At 42.0% G+C, this 12,698-nt stretch carries 12 protein-coding genes; 9 read left to right on the forward strand and 3 right to left on the reverse strand.

Translation table 11 applies throughout. The features are described 5' to 3' along the window. The first annotated feature begins 1 nt into the window (after position 1). From D8854_RS04020 to D8854_RS04045, 6 genes are all read left to right on the forward strand, one after another. Positions 2 to 412 (forward strand): DUF722 domain-containing protein, encoded by a 411-nt coding sequence (locus D8854_RS04020; protein ID WP_007518096.1) that lies wholly within the window; start codon positions 2 to 4, stop codon positions 410 to 412. Positions 413 to 1,454: 1,042 nt separating this feature from the next. Beyond that, positions 1,455 to 1,913 carry a CtsR family transcriptional regulator gene (locus D8854_RS04025; RefSeq protein WP_125449797.1) on the forward strand — a complete coding sequence of 153 codons (459 nt, stop codon included), beginning with the start codon at positions 1,455 to 1,457 and terminating at the stop codon, positions 1,911 to 1,913. Position 1,914: 1 nt separating this feature from the next. Further along, complete coding sequence (locus D8854_RS04030; RefSeq protein WP_125449799.1) at positions 1,915 to 4,347, forward strand: ATP-dependent Clp protease ATP-binding subunit; 2,433 nt, start codon at positions 1,915 to 1,917, stop codon at positions 4,345 to 4,347. Positions 4,348 to 4,493: 146 nt separating this feature from the next. After that, positions 4,494 to 5,552, forward strand: a complete 1,059-nt coding sequence (locus tag D8854_RS04035) for an AAA family ATPase (RefSeq protein WP_125449801.1) — start codon at positions 4,494 to 4,496, stop codon at positions 5,550 to 5,552. Positions 5,553 to 5,561: 9 nt separating this feature from the next. After that, on the forward strand, positions 5,562 to 6,341 hold the full coding sequence (gene pnuC / locus D8854_RS04040) for a nicotinamide riboside transporter PnuC (protein ID WP_125449803.1): 780 nt from the start codon (positions 5,562 to 5,564) through the stop codon (positions 6,339 to 6,341). A gap of 1 nt (position 6,342) precedes the next feature. Continuing rightward, positions 6,343 to 7,116 carry an NUDIX domain-containing protein gene (locus tag D8854_RS04045; protein ID WP_125449805.1) on the forward strand — a complete coding sequence of 258 codons (774 nt, stop codon included), beginning with the start codon at positions 6,343 to 6,345 and terminating at the stop codon, positions 7,114 to 7,116. 48 nt (positions 7,117 to 7,164) lie between these two features. Here D8854_RS04045 and D8854_RS04050 read toward each other — a convergent pair whose 3' ends face one another. Further along, positions 7,165 to 7,395, reverse strand: coding sequence for a hypothetical protein (locus D8854_RS04050; protein ID WP_049484993.1), 231 nt, complete (start codon positions 7,393 to 7,395; stop codon positions 7,165 to 7,167). Positions 7,396 to 7,659: 264 nt separating this feature from the next. On the opposite strand from D8854_RS04050, the gene D8854_RS04055 reads away from it, so the two are divergent. Beyond that, positions 7,660 to 8,343: a hypothetical protein gene (locus tag D8854_RS04055; RefSeq protein WP_125449807.1), complete on the forward strand. Its 684-nt coding sequence runs from the start codon at positions 7,660 to 7,662 to the stop codon at positions 8,341 to 8,343. A gap of 126 nt (positions 8,344 to 8,469) precedes the next feature. Beyond that, positions 8,470 to 9,156, forward strand: a complete 687-nt coding sequence (locus D8854_RS04060; RefSeq protein WP_125449809.1) for a YoaK family protein — start codon at positions 8,470 to 8,472, stop codon at positions 9,154 to 9,156. Between the two features lie 56 nt (positions 9,157 to 9,212). Here the strand turns inward: D8854_RS04060 and dusB are convergent, their stop codons facing one another. Then, a complete protein-coding gene (gene dusB / locus D8854_RS04065) occupies positions 9,213 to 10,193 on the reverse strand; it encodes a tRNA dihydrouridine synthase DusB (protein WP_185768065.1) in 981 nt (326 codons plus the stop codon). Next, on the reverse strand, positions 10,180 to 11,052 hold the full coding sequence (hslO, locus tag D8854_RS04070; RefSeq protein ID WP_125449813.1) for an Hsp33 family molecular chaperone HslO: 873 nt from the start codon (positions 11,050 to 11,052) through the stop codon (positions 10,180 to 10,182). The genes dusB and hslO overlap by 14 nt, the downstream gene beginning before the upstream one ends. A gap of 164 nt (positions 11,053 to 11,216) precedes the next feature. Here hslO and D8854_RS04075 point away from each other — a divergent pair, with 164 nt between their 5' ends. Continuing rightward, positions 11,217 to 12,644, forward strand: a complete 1,428-nt coding sequence (locus D8854_RS04075; RefSeq protein ID WP_125449815.1) for a helix-turn-helix domain-containing protein — start codon at positions 11,217 to 11,219, stop codon at positions 12,642 to 12,644. Positions 12,645 to 12,698: the final 54 nt, after the last annotated feature.

Genomic DNA, 12,698 nt, shown 5'->3' on the forward strand with positions numbered 1-12,698 from the left:
TATGTACGAGTTGAGTAACAGAGACCTGGACGGGATAGATATTGAGTTAGGACGATATAGAACGCTTGCCAATAAAATTTATTTGAGAAGACAGGAACTGATACATAATAAGAAACATAGCACTGAAGATTATACTGGTGGGAAAGGCAAGACAGTATCTAGTCCTACTGAAGCGACAATCATTAGAATTGAAGAAGACCAAACACTAAGATATTTAGAAGGTTTCAAACTAGTTGTAGATACCTTGATGGAAAACTTAATTGAAAGTGATCTAGTCATTTTTAAAATGAGATATTTAGAAGCTGGTGCGACTTGGGAAGACGTGGCAGAGAAACTAAATAAAACTACTCGTTATATAAATAGCCGTAGAAAGGTAATCGCTAAAAGATTTGTGGAATTGAAAGGATATTGACTCCCCCCACCTTTTAAAAAATCTTTCTGCCCAGTAGGGTACCGGTGAAGGGAACTTTTTCCAAGTCGGAGCACTTCAGACAAAAAGGGGGTAAAAACTAATATATTTAGGATGAAAGGCTTACTTTTAAGAAAAAATTATAGAAATCTTCAAATAAATTGTTTTAAGAGATGTATTATAATTGGCAGCCCTGAAAATAAAAAAAGATTGACATCTAAGTTTTAATGTTTTATACTATGAGTGAAGTTACTATTTGAAATAGATAGAAACAAAATTCTTGAACATGTAAATTACTCAGATAAAACAAATTGCTTAGATAACACAAATTGCTCAGATAAAACGAATTGCTCAGATAAAACAAATTGCTCAGATAAAACGAATTGCTTAGATAAAACAATAATATAAATTGCTGAATTTAACCTTGATTACTATTTTCAAGATAACTTCTATTTTAAGTGCTTCAAACTAAACAATGGAATAATTTCCATGTTTAAATTTTTTGACAATAAAGGAGCAATTTCTATGCTTAATTTTATTAAAGTACTTGCAGTTTTAGTGTTAGTTTATATTTTATTCCTTCTTGCCTTGGGTGTACCTATTTCGTTAATTTTTGCATTATCGATTTTATTATTTATTGTCACATTTGTAATCATTATAACTGTGGTTATTCTAGTGATTAAAGATAAGATGAAGCGTAACAACTAACATTTTCTTCCCTCAGAAATTATCTGAGGGTTTTTCTTTGTGTCTTATGGCTATGCTGTGGAAGGTATGCTTATAATATTACCAGGTAATAAAAAAGCACGTCTGACCGTGCTAGTTTCTTGCCTGCTGAACTCATCAATATTACGCCCTTTTTTAGGGCTCTTTTTTGTGGACTTTTTTAAGAACTTTCAAGAAAAACTAAGGCGATTTAATGCCTAAATGTTTTTAAAGAAAGTCAGTATTTTCAAGGGCTGAGCTCTAAAAATTTGACTTATAGAGTGTTAAATGATAGTATAGTCAAAGATAGTCAAGGTTCAAAGAAGGAGTTTGATTTACTATGAGATTTAAAAATACATCAGATCATATCGAAGCCTATATCAAGGCGATATTAGATCAATCTGGTATCGTGGAACTGCAGCGGAGCCAGTTGGCAGATACCTTTCAGGTTGTGCCGAGTCAGATTAACTACGTAATCAAGACACGTTTTACAGAAAGCAGAGGTTACTTAGTTGAGAGCAAGCGTGGTGGCGGAGGCTACATTCGCATAGGGCGTATTGAGTTTTCCAATCATCATGAGATGCTCCGCGATTTGCTTTACTCGATTGGTGAGCGAGTTAGTCAGGAGATTTATGAGGATATTCTCCAGCTTTTGGTGGAGCAGGACTTGCTGACCAAGCAGGAGATGACCTTGCTGGCATCTGTGGCAACGGATCGTGTCCTAGGGGAAGAATCCTCAGTTGTCCGTGCCAATATGCTCCGACAGCTATTACAAGAGGTAGATAGAAAAGAGAAGTAAGATGAACTATTCAAAAGCATTGAATGAATGTATCGAGAGTGCCTACATGGTTGCTGGCCATTTTGGAGCTCGTTACCTAGAGTCTTGGCATTTATTGATTGCCATGTCCAATCACAGTTACAGTGTGGCAGGTGCGACTCTAAATGATTATCCTTATGAAATGGACCGTTTAGAAGAGGTTGCTTTAGAACTGACTGAAACGGACTATAGCCAAGACGAAACTTTTACGGAATTGCCCTTTTCCCATCGTTTGGAGGTTCTCTTTGCAGAAGCAGAGTATGTGGCCTCAGTGGTCCATGCAAAGGTGCTAGGGACAGAACATGTCCTCTATGCGATTTTGCATGATGGCAATGCTTTGGCAACTCGCATCTTGGAGAGAGCAGGCTTTTCTTATGAAGACCAGAAAGATCAGGTCAGAATTGCTGCTCTTCGTCGCAATTTAGAGGAACGTGCAGGTTGGACAAGAGAAGACCTTAAGGCTTTGCGTCAGCGCCATCGCACGGTATCTGACAAGCAAAATTCCATGGCCAATATGATGGGCATGCCTCAGAATCCGAGTGGCGGTCTAGAGGACTACACACATGACCTGACGGAGCAAGCGCTCTCTGGGAAGTTAGAGCCAGTTATCGGTCGTGACAAGGAAATCTCACGTATGATTCAGATTTTGAGTCGAAAGACCAAGAACAATCCGGTCTTGGTTGGAGATGCTGGTGTCGGGAAAACAGCTCTGGCCCTTGGACTTGCCCAGCGTATTGCTAGTGGGGATGTACCTGCGGAAATGGCTAAGATGCGTGTTCTAGAGCTTGATTTGATGAATGTTGTTGCGGGGACACGTTTCCGTGGAGATTTTGAAGAGCGTATGAACAATATCATCAAAGATATCGAGGAAGATGGCAAAGTAATCCTCTTTATCGATGAACTCCACACTATCATGGGTTCTGGTAGCGGTATTGATTCGACTCTGGATGCGGCCAATATCTTGAAGCCAGCCTTGGCTCGTGGAACTTTGAGAACAGTTGGGGCTACCACTCAGGAAGAATATCAAAAACACATCGAAAAAGATGCTGCCCTTTCTCGTCGTTTTGCCAAAGTGACGATTGAAGAGCCAAGTCTAGCTGACAGCATGACCATTTTGCAAGGTTTGAAGGCGACCTATGAGAAACATCACCGTGTACAAATCACAGATGAAGCTGTTGAAACAGCTGTTAAGATGGCGCATCGTTACTTGACCAGTCGTCACTTACCAGACTCTGCCATCGATCTATTGGATGAAGCAGCAGCAACAGTGCAAAACAAATCCAAGCATGTGAAAGCAGACGAATCCGACTTGAGTCCAGCTGACAAGGCCTTGATGGATGGCAAGTGGAAACAAGCTGCCCAGTTAATCGCAAAAGAACAAGAAGTCCCTGTCTATAAAGACTTGGTAACAGAATCTGAAATTTTAACCACCTTGAGTCGTTTGTCAGGGATTCCAGTTCAAAAACTGACACAAACGGATGCCAAGAAATACCTGAATTTGGAAGCGGAACTGCACAAACGTGTCATCGGTCAAGATCAAGCTGTTTCAAGTATTAGCCGTGCCATTCGTCGCAATCAGTCAGGTATTCGCAGTCACAAACGTCCGATTGGTTCCTTTATGTTCCTAGGGCCGACAGGAGTCGGTAAGACCGAATTGGCAAAGGCTCTGGCAGAAGTCCTCTTTGATGACGAATCAGCCCTTATCCGCTTTGATATGAGTGAGTATATGGAGAAATTTGCGGCCAGCCGTCTTAATGGAGCTCCTCCGGGCTATGTGGGCTACGAAGAAGGTGGGGAGTTGACTGAGAAGGTTCGCAACAAACCATACTCCGTTCTTCTATTTGACGAGGTAGAAAAGGCCCACCCAGATATCTTTAATGTCCTCTTGCAGGTTCTGGACGACGGTGTCTTGACAGATAGCAAGGGACGCAAGGTGGACTTTTCAAATACCATTATCATCATGACGTCAAACCTTGGTGCGACGGCTCTTCGTGATGACAAGACGGTCGGCTTTGGGGCCAAGGATATTCGTTTTGACCAGGAAAATATGGAAAAACGCATCTTTGAAGAGTTGAAAAAAGCTTATCGACCAGAGTTTATCAACCGTATTGATGAAAAGGTGGTCTTCCATAGCTTAGATAGCAAACACATGCAAGAAATTGTCAAGATCATGGTTAAACCATTGATTGCTAGCCTAGCAGAGAAAGGCATCGACTTGAAACTGCAAGCTTCAGCGTTGAAGTTGCTAGCTAGCCAAGGTTATAATCCAGAAATGGGAGCTCGCCCACTTCGCAGAACACTGCAAACAGAGGTGGAAGACAAGCTAGCTGAGCTCCTCCTCAAGGGAGAACTGGTAGCAGGCAAGATTCTCAAGATTGGTGTCAAAGCTGGTCAATTAAAATTTGATATTGCTTAAAAATGGAGAGTCAGGAGTATTCCTGATTCTTTTTTTTCTACTTTTTTATAAAAAATGATAAAAAACTATTGACAAAACAAAAATATAGCATATAATAAAAACACAGAAAATAAAAATATCAAAAACTATAAAAAGGTAAAACATTTATGAAAAAGAAAACAGCAGTGGTATTTGGGACCTTTGCCCCTCTTCATCAAGGGCATATCGATCTGATCCAGCGAGCGAAGCGTCAGTGTGACCAGGTCTGGGTAGTCGTGTCAGGCTACGAGGGAGACCGAGGTGAGCAGGTAGGTTTAAGTCTTCAAAAACGATTTCGCTATATCCGAGAGGCTTTTCGTGATGACGAATTGACCTCTGTCTGCAAGCTGGATGAGACCAACCTTCCCCGTTACCCTATGGGTTGGCAGGAGTGGTTGGACCAGATGTTAGCGGAGATTTCCTATGATGAAAACCAGCAAGAACTGACTTTTTTTGTGGGAGAAGAAGACTACCAGCAAGAGTTATCTAAGCGTGGATTTGGCACCGTCTTGCAAGAAAGAAAGTTTGGTATCTCAGCGACTATGATTCGAGAAAATCCAAGCAAATATTGGAAATACATCGCTCAGCCCTTCCGTCGTCAGTTTACCAAGAAAGTCTTGATCATGGGAAGTGCCAGTAATGGGAAGACCACTCTAGCCAAGGATTTGGCAAGGTATTACGATGCGCCCGTTAGTCTGGAATACGCGCGTGAGTACCAGATCAAAAACAATGTTCGCGACGATGAATTGACTCCAAAGGATTACTACTATCTCCTGTTGGGACAGTATGACCAGACCTCCAAGTTAATCGACAGCAATGCCAATCGAGGCCTAGTGATAGCCGATACCAACTCCTTGGTAACCAAGGGCTACTATGACTATTACATGGAGACTGAGGACCAAGAGGATTTATCAGGAGAAACCTTTGACAATCTCTTTGTTTCGATCTTGGCCAAGGAAAAATGGGACTTGATTCTCTTTGTGCAGCCTGTTGGCTCCTATGTCAATGACGGGTTTAGAGATATGACCATGGCGGAAGACCACATTCGCTACAGTTTTTCCCAGCATTTGGACCAAATGAGGGAGCGATACTTAACCACCATTCCACTAGTTTATCTAGCGGAGGATTATCTAGGCAATTATGAAGCAGCAAAAGTGGCTATTGATGCCATTTACCAAGCAGATTAGGAGAAAAATATGAAAAAACTAACTGAAAAAATCACACAATTTATCGAAAACTTTAACAATGTCCATGCTGAAGCCCGCAAGATCGGTTTTGTAGGAGTCATGCGTTTGCTCTGGAAAGATCTCTTTGTCGGCCGTAGTCTTTTCCAGTGGTTGTATCTCATCGCCTTGTCAAGTGTTCCCTTGATCTTAGAGTTCACGCAAAATACGGAAAGTCATGACTGGCTGAGCTTGTTTGCATCTTGGACTGGGATTGTCTGTGTCATCTTGGTAGCAGAAGGGCGTGCAAGCAATTATCTCTTTGGGGCCATTAACTCGGCTATCTACTTGATCTTGGCCATGAATGCGACTTTTTATGGCGAAGTTTTGACGACCGTTTACTTCTTTGTCATGCAGCCGATTGGTCTCTATGCTTGGCTGTCCAATCGTATCAATGACCAAGGAAAACCAGAAGAATCTCACTTTGAAGCTAAGAAATTATCTGTTCTTGACTGGCTCAAGTACTTAGCCTTGACTGCCATTATCTGGATTGGTATGGGCTTGGCTTACCAAAGTATCAATAGCGCTCGCCCTTTCCGTGATAGTGTTACCGATGCGACCAATGGTGTTGGTCAGCTCTTGATGACACGTCTCTACCGTGAGCAATGGATTTTCTGGATTGCAACCAATCTCTTTAGTATTTATCTCTGGTGGGGTGAAAATATCCACATCCAAGGGATGTACTGGGTTTACACACTCAACAGTCTAGTGGGATGGTACCAATGGACTAAGGCAGTTCGAAAGGAGGCATAAGATGGCAGATACGATGATTCCAGCCGGGATGACGGAAAAAGAATATTATGAAATCCATGCCAGTCAGGAGGAGTTTTTAGACTGGTACTACAAGCAGGAACTCCCTCAATATGAAAAACCAAGTGTGACAGTAGATATGGTAGCCTACTGCTTTGTCGAAGGAAAGATCAAGCTCCTGCTGATCCGTCGCAAGGCTCACCCTTATCAGAACTGTTTAGCCTTAGTTGGAGGTTTTATGGACAAGGGAGAAGATGCTGCACATGCCTGTCAGCGCGAGGTGAGAGAAGAAGTCAATCTCGATCTACCTTTGGAGAAAATCGAGCAATTAATGACCGTATCGACCCCTGGGCGTGATCCGCGGGGCTGGACAGTGACTGTTGCCTACTTGGTGTACCTGCCTAGTCGTGTCTTAGACCTCGTTCAGGCAGGTGACGATGCCAAGGATGTCGTTTTCGTAGATGTCGATTTTCAGACAGGTAAATGCTTCCTAGAGGGGGTTGAGCTGGAGGAGCAAGCCTTCGCCTTTGACCATTATGCCATTATTCAAGAATCCATCAAACGAATCCAAGGCCGTCTCGACTGGAATCCGACCTTCCTCTATCTGCTGGAGGAGGAGTTCACTGTCTATGAAGGAACCGAACTGGTCAATCTCATCAACCCCGGTCGGCCCATCGTCAGCAATAACTTTCTCGTAAAATACGGAGAATATGTAGAAGAAGTTGGACTCAAACGAGTACCCAAAAAGAAACCAAGAAAAACCTATCGATTGAAATAAAAAACGAGGCCGGGAACTTTTCCCGACCTTTTTATTTATCATCATTTTTTATGAATGGCTATCTTTCTTAGAATTGCTCAACAGGTGAGTAAAGAAGTCTTTATATCGATACTTGAGATAGTTCTCGTGCAAAAATAACAAAGCGATATAAACAATCATAAAGATTATAGTCAGATAGAAGACATCAAATGCAGTTCGCGCATAGTAAGTGGCTGATTGATAAGAGCCAATAGCTCCCAAAATCAACCAAGGAAGATACTTGTAATACTTATTTAACATAAGAGTGCACCTCCTATATTCTATTTCAATGTTATTATATTCCTTTATCTAATACAATGCAAGCGATTACATAGGGGCATGCAAAAAATAGGACTCTAATTTTAAAAATTTTCTATTTTTTCGTTTCAATTACGAATAGAAATAGTAGAGAGAAATTTTTTAAAATAGTTTCTCTAAATAGTTGACAGATTCAAGGCTCAATGTTACAATTGCATTACAAAAAGATTTCTTAACATTTCAAAAATGTTACAAAGGAGTAGAAAAATGAAAAAGAAAACCTATATCAAATTGATGGCAGCGACTGTATTGACTTCTACCTTGCTACTGGGAGCTTGTGGAAATAAAAACGAATCCACTCAAACCAGTAGCTCTGCAAAGACAAGTCAATCATCAAGCTCTAAAGCAGCTTCTTCTAGCAAAGAAAGTAAGACTCAAAAATCTTCAAGCTCAGCTTCATCTGAAAAGGCTCAGGCATCTTCTGGTCAGTCTTCTACAACGGCAGATCAGTCACAAGCGAAACCAGCACCTGAATCAAGACAAGAACAAGCAGCTCCTAGTCAACAAGCCCCATCTCAGGCACCTTCAACTCAGCAAGGCTCTCAAGACCAGTCTAACCAGTCAAGCTATGATCCAACAACTGATCGCAAACTTCAAGACAAGCAAGCAGAACACAACAAACGCTACAAGGGTGTTTTAACCATGGTTGATGGTGATTTCTCAGCAGCTGCAGGCAACTGGAAGGGAGCAAATGGCGAAACTATTACGGTTTCATCAGGGGGCCAATTTACAGTAGAAACTGCAGATGGAAAGAAAGAAAACTATTCTATCAGAGGCTACTCTTACACTCTTGATGATGGTAAGTATAATGCCAAAATCGGTGGAGGAAAAATCATACAAATTACAACAGGTGCGGATGGTAAAGTTTCAAGCGTTGCCTTGATTCAATAATAAAATTTGGTGTTTTAACTTTTACTAGAAATCGTTCTGTAAAAGAGTGAGTCAACTGTTTTTCACTTAGTTTCTCCAAGAGAAAGTGGTATAATAAAAAAATCAAAGGAAAACGAGTGATAATACATGGCGGATAAACTAATCTTACCTCAAAACACACGACTGATGGGAGTATTTCTTGGATTTGTAGGTGGTTCTTTGGATGTGTTTTGCCATATTCAATACCATAGTTTGGTAGCGACACAGACAGGGAATATTCTCCTACTGATATCTGATTGGCACGACTCAAATGTTATCAATACGATGCTACGATTCTGCTCCATTATTTTCTTTTCTCTAGGATTTCTGTTTGCATTGCACATGAAAGAATACCGCAAAACGGCCTACTGGCGGGTTAAGATGCTGCTCCCTTTATTTATTGGAACTCTTATTCTACCTTTCTTTTCACGATTTCCTCTATTAGAAGTTCCTTTCATCGCTTTTGGAACAGGAATGATGATGCTAACATTTACGGGCAGTTTGATTGAAGATCATCCCTATGTCGTTTTTATGACATCTGGAAATTACCGAAAGATGCTGACCGCTTTGTATCGCATTGCTAGAAGAGAAGGAAATATCCAAGAATACCGTCGTCAGGCCTTAAATTATGGGATTGTTGTAGGAAGTTTCATAGTGGGCGCAATCAGCTTGGCTGTATTGATGCATTTTCTTCATGAATGGTCTATATGGATTGTCAGCCTCAATTTGTTTTTGATTATGTCCTACTATATAGCTAGAGTGAAGCAATTAGATTTACAAGATGAAAACATATAAAAAACGGCAAGACTCATTTTTGATCCTTGCCGTTTTTGTGAGTTGTAGATGTGAGACTATGCTTTGTCTAATTGCAAGAGTGCTTCAATCTCTGCTAGGGTGCTGGCTTGTGAAATGGCTCCACGAAGTTTGGCAGCGCCAGATGTTCCCCGGAGGTAGTGAGGAGCGAGGCCGCGGAATTCACGAACGGCTATATTTTCTCCTTTGAGGTTAATCAGGCGTTTCAAATGTTCGTAGGCGATTTTCATCTTGTCCTCGAAAGTCAAATCAGGGAGAATTTCTCCTGTTTCAAAGTAGTGGTTGATTTGATTGAAGAGGTAGGGATTACCCATGGCTGCTCGGCCAATCATAACTGCGTCAGCACCAACTTCTTCGATGCGTTGTTTAGCATCTTGAACTGTACGGATGTCACCGTTGGCGATAAATGGGATCTTAGTCAGTGCTTGGGCTACATCGTGCAAGGTTTCGAGGTCTGCGTGGCCTGTGTACATTTGTTCGCGGGTACGGCCATGCATAGCGAGGGCAGAGACACCTGCAGCCTCTGCTGCGAGGGCATTCTCCACGGCCAGGGATGGATCAGACCAGCCAGTGCGCATTTTGACAGTGAGGGGGATATCAAGGACAGATTGGACCTTGTTGATAATAGAGTAGATCTTGTCTGGATCCTTGAGCCACATAGCGCCAGCTTCGTTCTTCACGATCTTGTTAACAGGGCAGCCCATGTTGATATCGACGATATCAGTCTTGGTGTTTTCTTGAATGAATTCTGCTGCGCGTGCGAGGCTGTCTTCATCGCTACCAAAAAGTTGGATAGAGACAGGGTTTTCGCCTTCATCGATATGAAGCATATGCAAGGTTTTTTCATTGTTGTATTGGATACCCTTGTCAGATACCATTTCCATTACAACGAGTCCAGCTCCGAGCTCTTTTGCGATGGTACGAAAGGCTGAGTTGGTCACGCCAGCCATGGGTGCTAAAACGGTACGATTGGGAATCTCAACATTGCCAATCATAAAAGGTGTATTAAGATTTGTCACGAATGAGTTCCTCCAGGTCGTTTTCATCAAAGTTATAAGTTGTTTGGCAGAATTGACAAGTGATTTCTGCCCCGTGGTCTTCCTCTTTCATTTCCTCAAGGTCTGAGCTTGGAAGGCTGGCAAGAGCGTTCATAAAACGGTCTTTGCTGCAGTCGCATTGGAAACGAATTTCTTCTTCAGATAGGCGTTTGTAGGATTCGTCACCGTAGATAGCCTTGAGGAGAGATTCGATATGGTCTTCGCTTTCCAGAAGTGTTGAGATAGCTGGCATTTCTTGGATGCGTTTCTCAAAGCGAGCAATCTCTTCTTCCTTGGCTCCTGGCAATACTTGGAGAAGAAAACCACCGGCAACATTGACCTTGTCATCTTTATCCAAAAGAACATTGAGGCCGACTGCTGAAGGGGTTTGTTGACTTTCAGTCAGGTAGTAGGCTAAGTCTTCACCGATTTCCCCAGAGATGAGGGGAGTCATGGAGTTGTAGGGATTTCCAGTACCGTAGTCTGTGATAACGAGAAATTGGCCATTGCCGACAAAAGGTCCGACAAGGACTTCACCAGTTGCAGTCTTTTTGATGTCAACACCTGGATTTTGAACGTAGCCTTTGACGTTTCCCTTGGTATCTGCAACCGTGATGATGGCACCAAGAGAGCTGGTTCCAAGAACTTTAACTGTTAGCTTGGTATTTCCTTTTTCATTGGCTGCGAGAATCTGGCTAGCGATAAGGGTACGGCCAAGTGCAACAGTTGAACTGGCTTGAGTTTGATGTTTTTCTTGAGCAGTGCGGACGGTTTCAGTGCTATCAAGGACAAAAGCACGAAAGGCTCCGCTTTCTGATATAGTTTTAATAATTTTATCCATACCTTCTATTTTAGCATAAAAATGCCCAAAGGGGGAGCCGTGTGTTTGTTGTTTCTGAGGAATAATGACGAGAAAATCGGCCTTAAAATAAAATGAGAAACAGATTATTTCAGCATTTGAAAGATTTATGCTATGCTTGTAGGAGAAAATGAAAGGGGTAACAAATGTATTTAGGTGATTTGATGGAAAAAGCCGAATCTGGCCAATTTTTAGTCCTTTCCTTTCTATTACAAGATTCGCAGACAACAGTCAAGAAAGCCATGGAAGAAACAGGTTTTTCAAAGGCGACCCTAACCAAGTACATTTCTCTGATTAACGAAAATGCCTTGGAAAGAGGGCTAGAGCTGACCATCCACTTGGAAGATGAAAATCTACGTTTGTCGATTGGTGCTGCCACAAAGGGGAGAGAGATTCGGAGCTTGTTTCTAGACAATGCCATTAAATACCAAATTTTGGTTTACCTTCTCTATCACCAACAGTTTCTAGCTCATCAGTTGGCTCAAGAATTGATGATTAGTGAGGCCACGCTTGGTCGCCACTTAGCTAGTCTAAATCAGATTTTGTCAGAGTTTGACTTATCGATCCAAAATGGCCGTTGGCGAGGTCCGGAGCATCAGATTCGCTATTTCTATTTCTGTCTTTTCCGCAAGGTCTGGTCCAGTCAGGAGTGGGAAGGTCACATGCAGAAAGCTGAGAGAAAACAAGAGATTGCTACCCTAGAAGAAATCTGCGGTGCTAGCTTGTCTTCAGGTCAGAAATTGGACTTGGTTCTCTGGGCTCACATCAGTCAACAGCGCCTCCGGGTCAATGCCTGTCAGTTTCAAGTCATAGAAGAAAAAATGCGAGGGTATTTTGACAATATTTTCTACCTTCGTTTGCTGAGAAAGGCTCCGTCCTTTTTTGCTGGGCAACACCTTCCTCTAGGGGCTGAGGATGGTGAGATGATGGTATTCTTTTCATTTCTCCTTTCCCATCGTATCTTGCCCCTTCATACTATGGAGTATATTCTTGGTTTTGGAGGGCAATTAGCCGATTTGCTGACGCAATTGATTCAAGAGATGAAGAAAGAGGAGTTGCTGGGGGACTACACAGAGGACCATGTCACCTATGAACTCAGTCAGCTTTGTGGTCAAGTTTATCTCTACAAGGGCTATATTTTACAAGATCAGTACAGATACCAGACAGAGAATCGCCATCCCTATTTGCTGATGGAACATGATTTTAGAGGGACTGCAGAAAGAATTTTTCATATTTTGCCTGCCTTTCATCAGCGGACCGACCTGGATAAGAAAATTCTCTGGGAATGGCTCCAGTTGATAGAGTATATGGCAGAAAATGGTGGCCAACATATGAGGATTGGTCTGGATTTGACATCTGGTTTCCTTGTCTTTTCTAGGATGGCTGCCATTTTGAAACGGTATTTGGAATACAATCGTTTCATTACCATAGAAGCCTATGATCCTAGTCGACATTATGATTTGTTAATTACCAACAACCCGATTTATAAGAAGGAACAAACACCAGTTTATTATTTAAAAAATGATTTGGATATGGAGGATTTAGCTACGATTCGTCAGATGCTATTTGCCTAAAAGACCTGAATTTTCAGGTCTTTTTTGTGAAATTCGCACAATCTCCTCACATTT

The sequence above is a fragment of the Streptococcus mitis genome (assembly GCF_003943905.1).
Taxonomy (GTDB): Bacteria; Bacillota; Bacilli; order Lactobacillales; family Streptococcaceae; genus Streptococcus; species Streptococcus mitis_BC.

Coding starts and splice junctions, on each gene's coding strand:
- D8854_RS04020 (WP_007518096.1), top strand. CDS start 2: ATGTACGAGTTGAGTAACAGAGACCTGGACGGGATAGATATTGAGTTA.
- D8854_RS04025 (WP_125449797.1), top strand. CDS start 1,455: ATGAGATTTAAAAATACATCAGATCATATCGAAGCCTATATCAAGGCG.
- D8854_RS04030 (WP_125449799.1), top strand. CDS start 1,915: ATGAACTATTCAAAAGCATTGAATGAATGTATCGAGAGTGCCTACATG.
- D8854_RS04035 (WP_125449801.1), top strand. CDS start 4,494: ATGAAAAAGAAAACAGCAGTGGTATTTGGGACCTTTGCCCCTCTTCAT.
- pnuC (WP_125449803.1), top strand. CDS start 5,562: ATGAAAAAACTAACTGAAAAAATCACACAATTTATCGAAAACTTTAAC.
- D8854_RS04045 (WP_125449805.1), top strand. CDS start 6,343: ATGGCAGATACGATGATTCCAGCCGGGATGACGGAAAAAGAATATTAT.
- D8854_RS04050 (WP_049484993.1), bottom strand. CDS start 7,395: ATGTTAAATAAGTATTACAAGTATCTTCCTTGGTTGATTTTGGGAGCT.
- D8854_RS04055 (WP_125449807.1), top strand. CDS start 7,660: ATGAAAAAGAAAACCTATATCAAATTGATGGCAGCGACTGTATTGACT.
- D8854_RS04060 (WP_125449809.1), top strand. CDS start 8,470: ATGGCGGATAAACTAATCTTACCTCAAAACACACGACTGATGGGAGTA.
- hslO (WP_125449813.1), bottom strand. CDS start 11,052: ATGGATAAAATTATTAAAACTATATCAGAAAGCGGAGCCTTTCGTGCT.
- D8854_RS04075 (WP_125449815.1), top strand. CDS start 11,217: ATGTATTTAGGTGATTTGATGGAAAAAGCCGAATCTGGCCAATTTTTA.